Source organism: Saccharothrix deserti, assembly GCF_009769385.1.
In the GTDB taxonomy this organism is placed as follows: Bacteria; Actinomycetota; Actinomycetes; order Mycobacteriales; family Pseudonocardiaceae; genus Actinosynnema; species Actinosynnema deserti.
In genome coordinates, this window is sequence record NZ_VKAB01000030.1 from 43,092 (window position 1) to 58,540 (window position 15,449).

Annotated in this window: 10 protein-coding genes; 2 read left to right on the forward strand and 8 right to left on the reverse strand. The window is 69.2% G+C overall.

Annotated elements, in window-relative coordinates; translation table 11 throughout:
- Window positions 1–6 precede the first annotated feature (6 nt).
- Window positions 7–669, reverse strand: coding sequence for a DsbA family oxidoreductase (locus FM051_RS36205; protein WP_158851289.1), 663 nt, complete (start codon window positions 667–669; stop codon window positions 7–9).
- 106 nt (window positions 670–775) lie between these two features.
- On the opposite strand from FM051_RS36205, the gene FM051_RS36210 reads away from it, so the two are divergent.
- The gene (locus tag FM051_RS36210) at window positions 776–1,189 is read left to right on the forward strand and encodes a winged helix-turn-helix transcriptional regulator (protein ID WP_158851291.1); all 414 of its coding nucleotides are present in this window, start codon (window positions 776–778) and stop codon (window positions 1,187–1,189) included.
- 163 nt (window positions 1,190–1,352) lie between these two features.
- On the opposite strand, the gene FM051_RS36215 is transcribed toward FM051_RS36210, so the two are convergent.
- Window positions 1,353–2,720, reverse strand: coding sequence for a right-handed parallel beta-helix repeat-containing protein (locus FM051_RS36215; protein ID WP_238412904.1), 1,368 nt, complete (start codon window positions 2,718–2,720; stop codon window positions 1,353–1,355).
- Between the two features lie 507 nt (window positions 2,721–3,227).
- On the opposite strand from FM051_RS36215, the gene FM051_RS36220 reads away from it, so the two are divergent.
- The gene (locus FM051_RS36220) at window positions 3,228–4,235 is read left to right on the forward strand and encodes a LacI family DNA-binding transcriptional regulator (protein ID WP_158851293.1); all 1,008 of its coding nucleotides are present in this window, start codon (window positions 3,228–3,230) and stop codon (window positions 4,233–4,235) included.
- Here the strand turns inward: FM051_RS36220 and FM051_RS36225 are convergent.
- The 6 genes from FM051_RS36225 to FM051_RS36250 are packed head-to-tail and all read right to left on the reverse strand — an operon-like array spanning window position 4,197 to window position 15,243.
- Entirely contained in the window at window positions 4,197–7,052 is a 2,856-nt protein-coding gene (locus FM051_RS36225; RefSeq protein WP_202919190.1) for a beta-galactosidase, read from the reverse strand. The genes FM051_RS36220 and FM051_RS36225 overlap by 39 nt on opposite strands.
- Window positions 7,049–9,346: an alpha-xylosidase gene (gene yicI / locus FM051_RS36230; RefSeq protein WP_158851295.1), complete on the reverse strand. Its 2,298-nt coding sequence runs from the start codon at window positions 9,344–9,346 to the stop codon at window positions 7,049–7,051. Before yicI ends, FM051_RS36225 begins: the two co-directional genes overlap by 4 nt.
- On the reverse strand, window positions 9,343–10,155 hold the full coding sequence (locus FM051_RS36235; protein ID WP_158851297.1) for a carbohydrate ABC transporter permease: 813 nt from the start codon (window positions 10,153–10,155) through the stop codon (window positions 9,343–9,345). Before FM051_RS36235 ends, yicI begins: the two co-directional genes overlap by 4 nt.
- Entirely contained in the window at window positions 10,155–11,057 is a 903-nt protein-coding gene (locus tag FM051_RS36240; RefSeq protein ID WP_158851299.1) for a carbohydrate ABC transporter permease, read from the reverse strand. The genes FM051_RS36235 and FM051_RS36240 overlap by 1 nt, the downstream gene beginning before the upstream one ends.
- Window positions 11,054–12,331, reverse strand: a complete 1,278-nt coding sequence (locus FM051_RS36245) for an ABC transporter substrate-binding protein (RefSeq protein ID WP_158851301.1) — start codon at window positions 12,329–12,331, stop codon at window positions 11,054–11,056. Before FM051_RS36245 ends, FM051_RS36240 begins: the two co-directional genes overlap by 4 nt.
- Complete coding sequence (locus FM051_RS36250; RefSeq protein ID WP_238412905.1) at window positions 12,331–15,243, reverse strand: glycoside hydrolase family 3 protein; 2,913 nt, start codon at window positions 15,241–15,243, stop codon at window positions 12,331–12,333. Before FM051_RS36250 ends, FM051_RS36245 begins: the two co-directional genes overlap by 1 nt.
- Window positions 15,244–15,449 lie beyond the last annotated feature (206 nt).

The window sequence follows — 15,449 nt, forward strand, 5'->3', positions numbered from 1 at the left end:
GCTAGGTCAGGCGTTGGACGGCAGGGCCGGGTGGCTCTTGGCCCACACCTGCCGCAGCACGTCCAGCAGGGTCTCGGTGTCCTGGGCTCCCGAGACGGCGTACTGGCCGTCGACGACGATGAACGGCACCCCACGGGCACCGAGGCGCTGCGCCTGGCGCGTCTCGTCCTCGACCTGGTCCCGGTACCGGCGGTCCTCCAGCACCTGGCGGGTCTCGTCGCGGTCCAGGCCCAGTTCGGCGGCCAGGTCGAGCAGCCCGTCGATCTCGAAGACCGGGTGTGCCGAGCCGAAGTACGCGCGGAACGTCCGGTGCCACGCCTCGGTGTGCTTGCCCCGGTCGGTGGCGTAGGCGAGGAACTCGTGCACCAACGCGGTGTTGCCGACCGTGTTGTCCGCCACGATGTACGGCGTGAGGCCGTCCCGCTCGGCCAGCTCCCGCACGTGGCCGGTCGCCGCCTCGACCTGGTCGTCGTCCATGCCGTGCTTGGTCTTCAACATCTCCCGCGCGGTCATCACCGGCCCGCTGGGCATGCTCGGGTCCAGCGGGAACGACCGGTGGACCACCTCGACGTCCGCGCCGTGCTCGAACCGCTCGACCGCCCGGTCGAGGCGGTGGTTGCCCAGGCCGCACCAGGGGCAGATGATGTCGGACCAGATCTCCACCCGCACGGTGGACCTCCAATTCATACTGTTTGTTCGCAACGCCATCATGCGTCAGCATGGAACGGCGTACAAAAGGCACACCCGTGTGCGTTACCGGAGGAGGACGTGCGTGATGGAACCCGCCACGAAGCAGGCGGACACCGCCGCCGCACGCCCGGGGCCGTGTTCCCGCTGGCCCGACGAGAGCGTGGAGATCATCCGGGACGTCCTGGACCGCGCCGGCGACAAGTGGACCACGCTGGTCATCGCGGCGCTCCAGAACGGTCCGCTCCGCTACACCGACCTCCAGCGCGCCATCCCCGGCATCTCCCAGCGCATGCTGACGCTCACCCTGCGTCAACTGCACCGTGACGGCCTGGTCACCAGAACCGCCTACGCCGAAGTCCCGCCGCGCGTGGAGTACGCCCTCACCAACCTGGGCGTCACGCTGCTCGACATCGTCGTGTCGCTGATCGACTGGGCAGGCGCCCACCACACCGACATCAAGGACAACCGCCGACGCTTCGACGCGGGTCAAGTTCGCTGACAGTGTTGGATTGCGCCGCCTCCGGCGTCGCGAACGATCGACGGCGACCTCGCGGGGCAGGAGTTCCCCGGCTCGCCCTGGAGGCGTTCGGGCGAGCCGGAGAACTGTCGTGGTGCCGGACGGTGTTGAATTACCGCTGCTCCGCAGACGGCGGGCGCCCTCGCTACTTGCCGATCCGCGCACCCAGCTGCGGGTGGTCGCGCGGTTCGAGGTAGGTCGAGTAGCGGATGTTCCCGGCGCTGTCACGGGCCCCGATGAGGACCGACGCGTTGGTGCTCAGCAGCATCGAGTCGGTCCACGTGCCGGAGATGTTCCACGAGTTGTTCGTCCCGGTGGACGTGGACCCGAGCGCGACGGCGGTCTTGTTGCCGACCGACAGGTTGTAGGTGAGCACCGAGCGGGACACGTCGAAGTCGAAGCCGGTCTTGGCGGTGTTGCGGTACGCCGTGCTGCGGGTGATCGTCATCGAGCCGGGATTGCCGTTGTCGGTGTACCCGTGGGCCGCGTTGCCGTACGCGACGGTGTTCGTCACCACGTGCGCGACCGCAGGCGCGGGGCTGCCGCCGCCGAGCTTGAACCCGTTGCCGTCACCGGAGAAGTCCGGGAGGTTCCAGCGGTTGAAGCCGTTGCCGTAGGCCACGGTGTTCTCGATCCGGATGGGCGAGGTGAACAGCCACGCGTCGAACCCGTCGTCCACGTTGTTCCACAGCCGCGCGCCGCGCACGACGTTGCCCGTGCCCGACCCCTCCTTGATGGCGAGGCCGTCGGCGCTCTCCCCGTTCTTGCGCGGGTCGCGGTTGCCGTAGCTGTCCAGGTTCAGGATCTGGTTGTTGCTCGACGCGCCCTGGAGCTGGAAGCCGCTCTCGTAGTTGTCCCGCGTCACCAGCCGCTCGAACACGTTGTTGTTGCAGCCGGCGCAGTAGTACGCGTACGGACCTCGGATGATCTCCAGCCCGACCACGCGCCACCACGACGCCTCTTGGTGGAACACGCCGCGCTGCTCGCGGGGGATGCTGCCGCCGACCGGCGTGTGGCTCGCGGGCAGCGCCTCACCGTCGACCACGACCCGCTCACCGGGGTAGTTCGCCATGGTGATCGGCCGGCCCGACTCGCCGCTCTTGCGGATCTGGATGTTCGTCGTCACGGCGTACGTGCCGCCCCGGACGAGGATCGTGGTGCCGGGTGTGGCGAGGTCGACGGCCTTCTGGATGTTCCGCAACGGCCGGTCGACGGTGCCGGGGTTCGAGTCGCTGCCGTCGAGGGCCACCACGAGGGTCGGGTCGGCCTCCGCTCCGGCGGCGGGTGTGACGGCGAACAGCAGCAAGGCGAGTGCGGGAACCAGGCGGTGCAGGCGCATTCGTGCTCCTGGGCAGGGTGTGGGCAGCAGGGTCTGCGGGTGTCGACCCGAGAACGCGTTCCACGCTTCGCAGGTGTTGGCGGCATACGCGGGTGCCGCCGGCACGAGGACGGCCGCGGCGGTCAACCACCCCGCGGCGAGTACCTCCCACGTCTGCCGGAGAGAACGCTCCATCGAGTTCTTCCAGTTGGGAACGCTCCCAGACGGGTGGAGACCGGAGCCCTCGCTTGAACTCGCACAGGGTTCGGTCAACTCGCGTCAGATCGGACCGGAGCAGCGCTCCCACCCCATGACAGCGTCACGGCACGGTCGCAGTCAAGGAAAAACGGGAATGTTCGCGGACATGAACGGGTTCCGACCGACCGGAGCAACGTCGCATCCTGTGTGGACGGTCCGTGACGACGGCGGCCCACACCACACCCGCCGACGCCTTCGAGCAGCTCACGCCGCGTGTTAGCGATAACTTCCAGGCCGCGTTCGAGCGCCTGCCGCACATTCGCGCGACGCACTCAAGTTTGTTAACCGGGCAAACAAGACTTCGGGGAAGATTGACGTCTGCCGCCGTCGTTGTTAACGCTCTCACCCGACCGGCGGATCGATCCGCCGGACGACCCCGTGTTGTCTAGTCCATTGTGGACCGCCACGGCGATTCTCCCGGCCCGGACGTATTATGATCCGCGAATGGTCACCATCGCCGACGTCGCACGGGCGGCCGGGGTCTCGCCCAGCACCGTGTCGTACGTGCTGTCCGGGAAGCGCTCGATCTCGGAGACGACCAGGCGACGGGTGCACCACAGCATCCGCAAGCTCGGTTACCGCCCGAACGCGGGCGCGCGGGCGCTGGCGAGCAGCCGCACGAACGTGCTCGCCCTCGTCGTGCCGATGCGCACCGACCTGAACGTCCCCGTGGTCATGCAGTTCGTCACGGCCACGGTCGCCGAGGCCCGCTCCTACGACCACGACGTGCTGCTGCTGACCGCCGACGAGGGCCCGGAAGGGCTGCACCGGGTCGCGGCCTCCGCCCTCGCCGACGCGATCATCGTGATGGACGTCGAGGCCGCCGAACCCCGCGTGCCGGTGCTGCGGTCGCTGGGCCGCCCCGTGGTGCTGATCGGCGTGCCGGACGACACCCGGGACCTCGCCTGCGTGGACCTCGACTTCACCGCGGCCGGGTCGGACTGCGTCAGCCACCTGGCCGACCTCGGCCACCGCGACATCGCGCTCATCGGCCCCTCCCCCGCCGTCTACGAGCGCGGCACGAGCTACGCGGGCCGGTTCCTGCGCGGGTTCGAGCAGACCGCCGCGGACCGCGGTGTCGAGGCGGAAACGATGGCCTGCGTCCCGACCTACGACGGACTCCGGGACGTCCTGGACCACCTGCTCTCCCGCCGCCGCCCGGTCACCGGTCTGGTGGTGCACAACGAGGCCATCCTCGGTCCGCTGCTGTCCGAGCTGGCCAAGCGCGGCAAGCGGGTGCCGCAGGACATCTCCGTGCTGGCGGTCTGCCCGCCGGACTTGGCCGAGGCGCAGTCCGTGCCGCTGTCGTCGGTCGACATCCCGGCAACCGAACTCGGCCGACTGGCCGTCGAGCTGGCGATGCACCAGCTCGGCGGCCTGGCCGAGCTCGACGTCAAGTTGCTGCCGCCGCGGCTAACCGCCCGCGGGAGCACCGGTCCGGTGGTTGCCTAGGGTCACCAGGCTCACCGGTCCGGGATCACCCTGCGCGGCCTCCGTCGCGATCACGGCGAAGGTGAGCGTGTTGTGGTCGCGCAGCACACCGTTCGGGAGCACGAACTCCCGCTGCGGCCCGACACCGTTGAGGTACTGGCCCATGTTCCAGCCGTTGACGAAGATCAGCACCCGGTAGCCGCGGGCGGTGGCGTCGTCGAACCGCAGGCCGAGCGACACGTCGTGCCCGCGCGGCAGGTCCAGCCTGAAGTTCGTGCGGTACCAGGACACGCCCGGTGACAGCGTGCCCGGCGTCTGCTGCCAGCCTCCGGAGCCGGGCAGGTGCCAGCCGGCGCGTTCGCCGTACAGGCCGCCGGTGTTCATCGGGCCGCGTTCGCCGTCGCTGGGCCGTGAACCGCGGATCTGCCACGAGATCGGCGCGGTGGCCCCCTCGACCACCACCCCGAACAGGCCGCGCGGCTGCTTGAACCGGACGTCGTCGGCGGTCCAGTCGTCGTTGTGGCCCATGTTCTCGACCAGCACGGTCAACTCCGCCTGCTGCCCGTCGGCCAGCAGGCCTTCGGGCACCGCGAAGTCGCCCCGGCCGGGGTCGGGGTTCACCGGCTCGGAGTCGGCCTGGACGCCGCCCGCGGCCGAACCGAGGTACCGGCCGTTGAGCCACACCAGGTAGATGCCGCGCTTGCCGGTGATGGCGTTGACCGAGACGGTCTTCTCCGCCCCGGTGGGGGTGAACCGGCCGCGGTACCAGACGTTGCCGTTGTGGTGGCCGTACTCGTCGGCGTAGAGCACCGGCAGCGTCTTGGGCTTGATCGGGCTGGCCGTGGTGGTCTTGTCCGCCGTGGTCCAGCCGGATTCGGAGAAGCCGGGCGGTTCGGCGCGGTACTGCCAGTTCGTCAGCTCGGGCAGGCGCACCTGCTCCGGGCCGGGCAGCGAGCCGAGCAGGGAACCGCTCGACGTCCGGCGCACGGGCACCGGCCGTCCGCCGACGGTCAGGTGGCGGGCCGGGGCGAACACCTCGACCTCGGTCGCACGGTCGGTGTCCGCGCGCAGCGCCAGCCGGTCGCCGACCAATTGGGCGGACCGGGCCAACGCCGTGCCGCGGACCAGGACCGGCCCGGAGGCGGTGTCGAGCCGCCAGAACTGCGCGGCGGTCTCGTCGGTACCGAGCAGGAGCAGCATCGGCTGCCGCCCACCGCCGGTGATCAGCACGCGGGACAGGCCCGAGTGCGTGTAGTCCAGCCGCAGGTCGCCATTTTCGTACGAGCTGCGCACCTCGCCGTCGAGCACCTTCACGGTCGGTGCAGTGGAGTAGCGCAGCACCGTGGAGCCCTGTTCGCCGTCACGGCCGTAGAACACGGCCACGTCGCGGCCGGACACGGTGACGTGGGTCAGGATCTCGGAGTTCGACCACGCCAGGCGCTGGCCGCCCAGGTCGTAGCCGGCGACGAGGATCTTGGCGTCCCGACCGGCCACCCGCACCGGCACCTGGTAGCGACCGTCCGGGGTGGACCAGTCCAGGGTGGTGGGCAGGTCGGTGTCGGTGCGGCGGTCGGCGTGCCGCACCAGGACGAACTGGGTACGGGTGTCCGGGTTGGACCGCGCCTCGGTGTGCACCGCCGGGTCGGCGGACGTGGGCGCGGTGGCCGGGTCGGTCTTGAGGATCGGCGCCACCGAGGTCATGAAGTACCCCTGGCGCTTGAACTCGTCGTACTTCGTGGTCAGGCCGCGTGATTCGGTGATCGCCGCGCCGTAGTCGTAGGAGGTGTAGACGTCGTTGGGCTGCGGCAGCCAACCCCAGGACGTGCCGCCGTAGGCCATGTAGAAGCCGAACATGGTGGCGCCGCTGCTGATGACGTTCGACTTGTAGAACACCTTCATGTAGTCCGGGCCGGTCAACTCGCGGCACTTCTCGTACCCCGCGTTGTTGAGGTCGATCGCGCCCGCCTGGTACTCGGCGGCGTACACGGGCGCGTCGTCGTTCAGCCTGCGCGTCACACCCTCGCCCCACGACGCCCATGTCTTCGGATCGGGGCAGTTGAAGGACTGCGGGTAGTCGTCGACGCCGGGGATCTGCACCGCGCCCTGGCCGGACGACCAGTTGGCCAGGTACCCGCCGCAGCAGTTGTTGTGCACGATCGGCACGTCGATGCCGTCGGCCCTGGCCTTCTGCTGGAGCTGTTCCATGTAGGCCGCGTCGACGTTGACCCCGTACTCGTTCTCCACGTTGTAGGCGATCACCGAACCGCCGCGCGACACCTGGTGCCGGGCGATGATCGGGTTGATGTGGCCCAGCCACTCCCGGTAGGCCGCGGTGTAGCCGGGGTCGCTGGACCGGGCCCGGCCGTCCACCGCCTTCAGCCACGCCGGGAAGCCGCCGCCGCTGGTCTCGGCGTTGATGTAGGGCCCAGGCCGGGCCACCACGTACAGGCCGAGTTCGTCGGCCATCCGCAGCAGCCGGTCGACGTCCCGCACGCCGGTGAAGTCGTAGGAGCCCGGCGCGGGCGAGTGGTAGCCCCAGTGGAAGTACAGCGACACGCCGCTGAACCCGGCGGCCCGGATCTTCTCCAGCACGTCGCGCCACAGCTCGGGGCTGGGCAGCCGGAAGTAGTGGAACTCCCCCGACCACAGCATGACCCGCTCGCCGTCCACGGTCAGCGAGTACTTGTCGTAGGAGACCTCGTGCCTGCCCAAATCAGACATCGCAGAATCAGGCACCACCGAATCGGCCACCGCAGAATCGGCCACCGGTGCCGCGACCACCGGGGTGGTCGCGGCGAGGGAGCCGAGCAGCACGAGCGCGACCGCTAACAGTCTCACCGGATCCCACGCAGGGTCAGGGCGCCGCTCTCGGCGCTGATGAGCACGCCGTCGGGGTGCGAGCCGACCGCGCCGCCCTCCACGACGTCCACCGCCCGCGTGCCGACCAGGAGCAGCCGCCACTGCGACGGCGCGCCCTCGGCCTCGACCCGGATCTCGTCACCCTCGCGGTGCGTGCGGAACGTCGTGTCGCCGACCACCGTCACGTGGTCGCCGTCGGACAACTCGTACGCCTGCAGCGTGACGCCCTCGGCGTAGTCGTAGTCCGGCCGGTCGTCCACCGCGCCGACGGGCAGGATCGTGTTCGGCCGCACGAGCACCGGCGCGGTGAGGAAGTCGCAACGGTCGCGGACCCAGCGCGGGCCCTGCACGGTCTCACCGGTGAGGAGGTGCGTCCAAGTGCCCTCGGGGACGTAGTACGAGACATCGCCGTCGTCGGTGAACACCGGCGCGACCAGCAGGTCGTCGCCGAGCATGTACTGGCGTTCGAGGTGGGCGCAGCCGGGGTCGTCCGGGAACTCCACCACCATCGCCCGCATCATCGGCACGCCCTCGCCGGCGGCCTGCCGCGCCGCCTGGTCCAGGTACGGCATCAGCCGGAGCTTCAGCTTGGTGAACCGCCGCAGCACGTCCACCGACTCCTCGTCGAACAGCCACGGCACCCGGTACGACCCGCTGCCGTGCAGCCTGCTGTGCGAGGACAACAGCCCGAACGCGATCCACCGCTTGAACACCGCCGCCGTGGGCGTGCCCTCGAAGCCGCCGATGTCGTGGCTCCAGTAGCCGAACCCGGACAGGCCGAGCGACAGCCCGCCGCGCAGGCTCTCCGCCATCGACTCGTAGGTGGCCTCGCAGTCGCCGCCCCAGTGCACCGGGAACTGCTGCCCTCCCGCCGTGGCCGACCGGGCGAACACCACCGCCTCACCCTCGCCCCGCCGCTTGCGCAGCACGTCGAACACGGTCTGGTTGTACAGGTGCGTGTAGTAGTTGTGCATCCGCTCCGGGTCGGAGCCGTCGTGGTAGACGACATCGGTCGGGACGCGCTCGCCGAAGTCGGTCTTGAAGCAGTCCACGCCCTGCGCCAGCAGACCGTCCAGTTTGGACGCGTACCACGCGCGGGCGGCCGGGTTGGTGAAGTCCACCAGCGCCATGCCCGGCTGCCACAGGTCCCACTGCCACACGTCGCCGTTCGGCCTGCGCAGCAGGTACCCGTTCGCCTTGCCCTCGGCGAACATCGGCGACCGCTGCGCGATGTACGGGTTGATCCACAACGAGACACGCAGCCCTCGGGCGCGCAGCCGCTCCAGCATGCCGGCCGGGTCCGGGAACGTGCGCGGATCCCACTCGAAGTCGCACCAGTGCTGCTCGCGCATCCAGAAGCAGTCGAAGTGGAACACGCTCAACGGCAGGTCGCGTTCCAGCATCCCGTCGATGAACCCGGACACCGTCTGCTCGTCGTAGTTCGTGGTGAACGACGTGGACAGCCACAGGCCGAACGACCACGCGGGCGGCAACGCGGGCCGCCCGGTGAGCGCGGTGTACTTGCGCAGGATCTCCCTCGGCGTGGGGCCGTAGACCAGGAAGTACTCCAGCGACTGGCCCTCGACGCTGAACTGGACCTTCGACACCGCCTCCGAGCCCACCTCGAACGAGACGTGCCCGGGGTGGTTGACGAAGATCCCGTACCCGGCGTTGGTCAGGTAGAACGGGACGTTCTTGTACGCCTGCTCGCTGCTCGTGCCGCCGTCGGCGTTCCAGATGTCCACGGTCTGGCCGTTCTTGACCAGCGGCCCGAACCGCTCGCCCAGCCCGTAGACCGCGTCACCGACACCCAGGACCAACTGCTCGCGGACGTGGTGCTTGCCGTCCAGGGTCATGAAGCCGATGCCCTTGGTACCGCTGCTGGTCAGGTGACGACCGTCGGCGGTGAAGTCCACCCGCCACTCGTCGCCCCGGTGCACGCGCACCGACAGCGCACCCGCCGTCATCACCACCCCGGCCACGTCGTCGACCACCTTGGCCTCGTGCGCGGCGTCGGTGGCGAGGGCGAACGCCGGTTCCTTGGGCGTCTCCCCGGAGAAGTGCGTGATCTTCACACCGATCACGTCGGCCATCGGCGAGGTGAGGCCCAAGGTGACCACGGGCCCCTTGAGCGTGTCGCCGCGGTGCCGGATCGGGCGGGTCGACGCGTGCACGACGACCTCCCCGGGCCCCGTGGTGACGTCGTGCACCTCGATCGGATGCGCCGCCTCGACCCCGGGCCGCAGCAGCCAATAACCGTCGCTGAACTTCACTTGACCGCTCCTGCCGTGATGCCGCGGGTCAACGCGCGTTGAAAGATGAGGAAGAAGACGATGGCCGGGATGACCCCGAGCAACGCCGAGGCGCTGGTCATGGTGGCGTCCATCATCCGCTGGCCCTGGAGCACGCCCAGCGCCACCGGCACCGTCTGGTTCTCGTTCGAGATCAGCAGCACCAGCGGGAGGAAGAACTCGTTCCAGGTCCAGATGAAGAAGAACACGAACAGCACACCCAGGGTGGGCCTGCTGATCGGCACCACGATCCGCACCAACGTCTGCCACTTGTTCGCCCCGTCGATGCGCGCGGCCTCCAGCAGTTCACGCGGGAAGCCGCCGAGCGTCGAGGTGAGCAAGTAGGTGCCGAAGGCGGCCTGGATCACCGTGAAGATGATGATGACCGCCGTCTTCGTGTCGTACAACCCGACCTCGTTGGCCAGGAAGTAGAGCGGGTAGACCAGCGCCTCCTGCGGCAGGGTGTTCGCGATCAGGAACAGCACCAGGATCCACAGCCGGCCGCGCACCCGGCCGATGCCCAGCGCGTAGGCGTTGAACACCGACACCACGACCGCGAGCACGGCCACCGAACCGCTGATCACCACGCTGTTGAGCAACTTCTCGCCGAAGTCGACACGTTCCCAGAACGCGATGACGCCGTCCAGCGACACCCCGCTCGGCAGGCTGAGCGGCCCGCCGGTGGAGTACTCCTCCGGCGTCTTCACCGCGTTGAGCACCACGATGAAGAACGGCACCAGCATCACCACGGCGAGCACGATCATCGACCACAGCACGGCGTGCCGCCTCATCAGCGCTCACCCCGGTTCTGCACCCGCAGGAACACCGAGGTCAGCACCAGGATCAGCACCGTCAGCACGGTCGCGATCGCGGCGCCGTAGCCGACCTGGGTCTTCTCGAAGAAGTTCTGGAACGAGTAGTACGACGGGACGTTCGTCGAACCACCCGGACCGCCCCTGGTCAGCACGTAGATCGGGGCGAACACCTTCAACGCCGCGATCGTGCAGGTCAGCAGCACGACGAAGATCTCGGGCCGGATCTGCGGCACGGTGACGTGCCAGAACCGGCCCCACCACGACGCGCCGTCCAGCTCCGCGGCCTCGTGCAGCGACGGGTCGACCCGCTGCATCCCGGCCATGAAGATCACCACCGGGTAGCCGACCTGGATCCACAGCATCACGCCCATCACGGTCCACAGCGCCAGGTCCGGGTCGCCGAGCCAGTTCTGCGCCAACGAGTCCAGCCCGACGGCGCGCAGCACCTCGTTCAGCGCGCCGTCCTGCGGGGCCAGGATCCAGCTCCACACGATCCCGGCCACCGCGATGGGCAGCACCTGCGGCAGGTAGATGCACGCCCGCAGGATGGCCGCGTGCCGCGAGCCGAACTGCTTGCCGATGAAGTCGAACAGGGCAGCCGCGATCACCAGCCCGGCCAGGGTCGGCAGGATCGCCATCGCGACCACCAGGCCGACGTTGTGCCGGAAGGACGCCCAGAACGTCCCGTCCGACATCAGCCGCACGTAGTTGTCCAGGCCGATCCACTCCGGCTCGCCCGCGCCGGACCACTCGGTGAAGCTGATGCCGATGTTCATCCCGAACGGCACCAGGATCACCGCGAGCAGCAGCAGTCCGCCGGGGATGAGGAACAGCAGGTACGACCCGCGGTCGCGGATCGAGGTGGGGACCAGACTCATTTGCCTACGCTCGCCAGGTTCTCCTTGTAGTAGTCGGACAGCTCCGTCAACACCTCGTGCGGACCCGCCTGACCGGTGATCAGCTTCTGCACCGACGAGACCTGCACGTCGTAGAAGCCGGGCGCGGGCCAGTCCGGGTAGAACGCCAGCCGGTCGCCCTCGCTCAGCTCGCTGAAGTCGTCGTTGAGCTGCTTGGCCTTCGGGTCGGCCGCGGGCGTGTCGCTCGGCGCGACCGCCACACCGCCCGCGTCGCGCAGCTTGTCCTGGATCGCCGGGGACATGGTGATCTCGATGAAGTCGTAGGCCAGCTGCTTGTTCTTCGCACCCTTCGGCACCACCCACAGGTTGCCGCTGGACCCGGAGGTCATGCCCGGCCACGGCACCGAGGCCCACTGGAAGTCCTTCACCTGGGCCTGCACCCGGCCGTACCACCAGCTGCCGCTGATCATGATCGGGTTCTTGCCCTGCATGAACGCCAGGCCCATGTCCTCGGCCTTCACCCCGGCCGAGTCCTTGCTGATGTAGCCCTCGCGCAGCCACTCGGCGAACGTCTCCGCGCCGTACACCCACGCCTTGTCGTGGAAGTCCACGTCACCGGTGTAGCGCTGGAACCGGTCGACCCAGTCGCGGTCGGCCTTGGTGAGCGCCAGCTGGTACAGGATCTGGTGCGCCGGGTACTCCGCGCCGCCCACCGCGAGCGGCGTGATGCCGGCGGCCACGAACTTCTTCATCGCGGCGGTCAGCTCGTCGAGCGTCTTCGGCGCCGCGAGGCCCTGCTGGTCGAACATGTCCTTGTTGTAGTAGACCATCACGTACTCGGCGTAGTTGGGGATGCCGTACCACTTGCCGGATCCCATCACGCCGCGCTCGTCGTACTTGGCCGTGGTGTCGATGCCGGGGCCGAGCTTCTTGTCCCAGCCGCGCTTGGCGACCTCTTCGCTGATGTCGGTCAGCAGCCCCTGCCTGGACAGCAGGCCCGCGGTCGCGTTGCCCTTGTTGTACTCCAGGATGTCCGGCGCGTCCTTGGAGTTGAGCACCATCGGCGCGGTCTTCTGGATCTGTTCGAAGCCCTTCTCCTCGAACTCGACCTTCACGCCCGGGTGGGAGGCCTCGAACTGCTTGATCGCCTCCGCCCACGCCACGCCCATGGCGCTGTCCGGCCCCTCGTAGTGCCACAGCTTGAGGGTGTTGCTGTCGGAGGCGCTGTCCGAACCTCCGCAGCCGGCCACAGCCATCAGGGCCGCGACGGCGGCCACCAGGAGTCGCTTGGGCATCAGGAATCCCCCACGGTGAACTCGTCGATCCGGGTCTTCCCCGCGAAGACCAGGTACACGTCCTGCCGTCCGGTCGCGTCGCGCAACGGCGTCGAGACCGACGTCCAGGAGTACTTGTCGGCCGTGGTCGGCACGGCGAGCGTGCCCACCAGTCGGCCGGTGGGACCGCCGAGGCGCACCTCGACGGTCGTCGGCGCGTCCGCGTTCGCCACGCGCGCCGACAGCGACCGGGCGGACCGGCCGAGGTTCACGTCCTTGAAGGCGATCCACTGGCCGGCTGCCGTCGCGCCGACGGCGGTGCCGCGTTCCTTGGTGGTGTCCACCAGGGTCACGCCGGAGTAGTCGTCGAAGTTCTGCGCCTGAGTGGTCTTGCGCAGGTCGCGCGGCGGGATCGTCTCGCCGCGCACGGTGATCGGGCGGGTCAGCCCGCCGACGACCAGGTCGTGCGGCGCGGTCTCCACCACCCGCTTCTCGCGCGTCACGTCCCAGAAGGACAGATCGGCCGCGCGGACGGTGAACTCGACCGTCCTGGTCTCACCGGGCCGCAGCTGCACGCGTTCGAAGGCGCGCAGCTGCCTGACCGGCTGCGGCACCCGTGACTGCTTCTGCCGCGAGAACAGCTGGACCACCTCGGCACCGGCCCGACCGCCGGTGTTCGTCACGTCCACCCGGACCTTCACCTGACCGGAGGCGTCGACCAGTGCCCGGTCCAGTCGCAACTTCGAGTAGCGGAACGACGTGTAGCTCAGCCCGTACCCGAACGGGTACAGCGGCTTGCCGCGGAAGTACTGGTAGGTGTGCCCCGACTTGGAGATGTCGTACTGGAGCATGTCCGGCAGGTCCGCGTCCGACCGGTACCACGTCTGGGTCAGCTTGCCGCTGGGGTTGTGGTCGCCGAACAGCACGTCGGCGATCGCGTGCCCGGTCTCCTGGCCCGCGTGCGTGGTCCAGAGGATCGCGGGCAGGTCCGCGGTGTCCCAGTCGCCCGAGTACGGGTAGCTGCTCTCCAGCACGACGATCGTGCGCGGGTTGGCCTTGCGCACCGCGTCGATCACGGCCCGCTGGCCTGCGGGGAGCACGGTGGTGTTGCGGTCGTCGTCCTCACGGCCGTTGATGAACGGCATGCTGCCGACCACCACGACCGCGGCGTCGGCGCCCTTGGCCGCCGCCACGGCGCTGTCGACACCGCTGCGCACGACCTCGCGCCCGAACTTCGTCGCGGCCTCCGGCGTCTCGGCGCCCACGGTGAGCCGACCGTCCGCGCCCACGACCACGTACCTGTTCCGGCCGAACCACGACTGCGTGATGTCGTTGCCGGCGTACTCCAGCACGTACGAGCCGTCGGCCTGGGCCACGAGCTTGAACTGCTGCTGGACGAACCAGCCGTTGGGCTGCACCGCGTTGTTGACCAGGCTGCGCCCGTCACCCAGGGACACGGTCTTGCCGTTGGCCGCCGCACGGAGCGTGATGGTGCCCTCGCCCCAGTCGAACACGTCCAGCCCGCTCGCGCCGGTCGGCGTCGCCTCGGTGGCGGTCAGCGCCGCGCCGGAGTCCGCAGCGGACGCCGTGACGTAGTTGCCGGTGGCCAGGTTCTTCAGCCTGATCCGGTCCACGCCTTCGCTGGAGGTGACCTCGGCGCGTTCCGCGAGACCCTTCACCGGGGTGATCCGGTAGGGCATGGTGCCGGAGTACCAGTCCTCGTACAGCGTGTCGGCGAGCTGGCCGACGACCGCGACCTTCTTCGTGTCCGCAGTGGACAGCGGCAGGGTGTTGTTGTCATTGCGCAGCAGCACGACCTGCTCGGCGGCGGCCCGTCGGGCGAGCTGCCGGTGCTCCGGCGAGTCGATCACGTCCGGCGTGATGCTCGCGTACGGGTTGCGACCGGGCGGGTCGAACTCGCCGAGCCGGAACCGGATCGACAGCACGTGCCGCGCGGCCTCCTCGACCTCCGCCACGGACAGCAAACCCTGGCTGATCGCGGTCTTGATCGCCGTCGTGGTCGGGGCGGAGTTCTGGTCGTTCTCGGTGAAGCTGTCCAGCCCCGCCCGGACGGCCGCCGCGTTCCCCTCCGCCCTGGTGGCGTAGTACCGCTGCGAACCGGTGAGGTTCGACGCGCCGCCGGCGTCACCGACGATCAGCAGGTCCTCGTCGGTCCACGAGCGCACCACGTCGTCCAGTTCGGGGCCCACGTGCGTCGGGCGGCCGTTGACCAGGTTGTACGAGGCCATCACGCCGGTCGCGGCGTTCGCCGAGATGGCCGGCTTGAACGCGGCCTCGTCGTAGTCCTTGAGGATGCGCGGCGGGACGATCGAATCGACGGTGGTGCGGTGGTTCTCCACGTTGTAGGCCACGTAGTGCTTCAACGTCGGCGCGGCCTGGAGGTAGTCGGGGTGGTCGCCCTGCACGCCCTGGCCGAACGCGGTGGAGATCCGCCCGGTCAGGTACGGGTCCTCCGAGTAACCCTCCTCGTTGCGCCCCCACCGGGGGTCGCGCAACAGGTTCACCACCGGGGCCCACAGGTTCAGGCCGTTGAACGCCGGGTTCCGCGCGTGGAAGCCCCGGGCCTCGCGGCCGGTCACGGCGCCGATCCGTTCGACCAGTTCGGGATTCCACGTGTTCGCCAGCCCCAGCGCCTGCGGGAAGACCGTCGACTCACCGAGCCACGCGACGCCGTGCAGCGCCTCGGTGCCGGTCTTGAACGCGCCTATCCCGAGTCTCGGGATCGCGGGTTGGTACTGGTGCAGCAGCGACACCTTCTCGTCGACCGTCAGCCTGCCCAGCAGGTCGTCGACCCGGGTGGCGCGCGGCAGGTCCGGGTCGCGGAACGGGAGCTCTTGGGCGTGTGCCGGCAACGGGGCCAGTACCAGCGAGGCGACCAGTGTCAACAGCACCGGGCGGCGTGCTCTCGACACGGACGTCCCCCTTCGCATCAGGGCAGCGTGGAGCTCCCTCGTCATCGAAGCGCTTCGACATTGCACGGTAGAGGCCGGCCGCGACCGGCGCAACGGCCGGTTGAGTGAAGATTGTTAACGCTAATTAACTTGACACCACATATTGACAACGGCGCGCGCACCGGGTTACCAATATGCCCCCGCCACCGTTAACCCGCTGTTTCGCA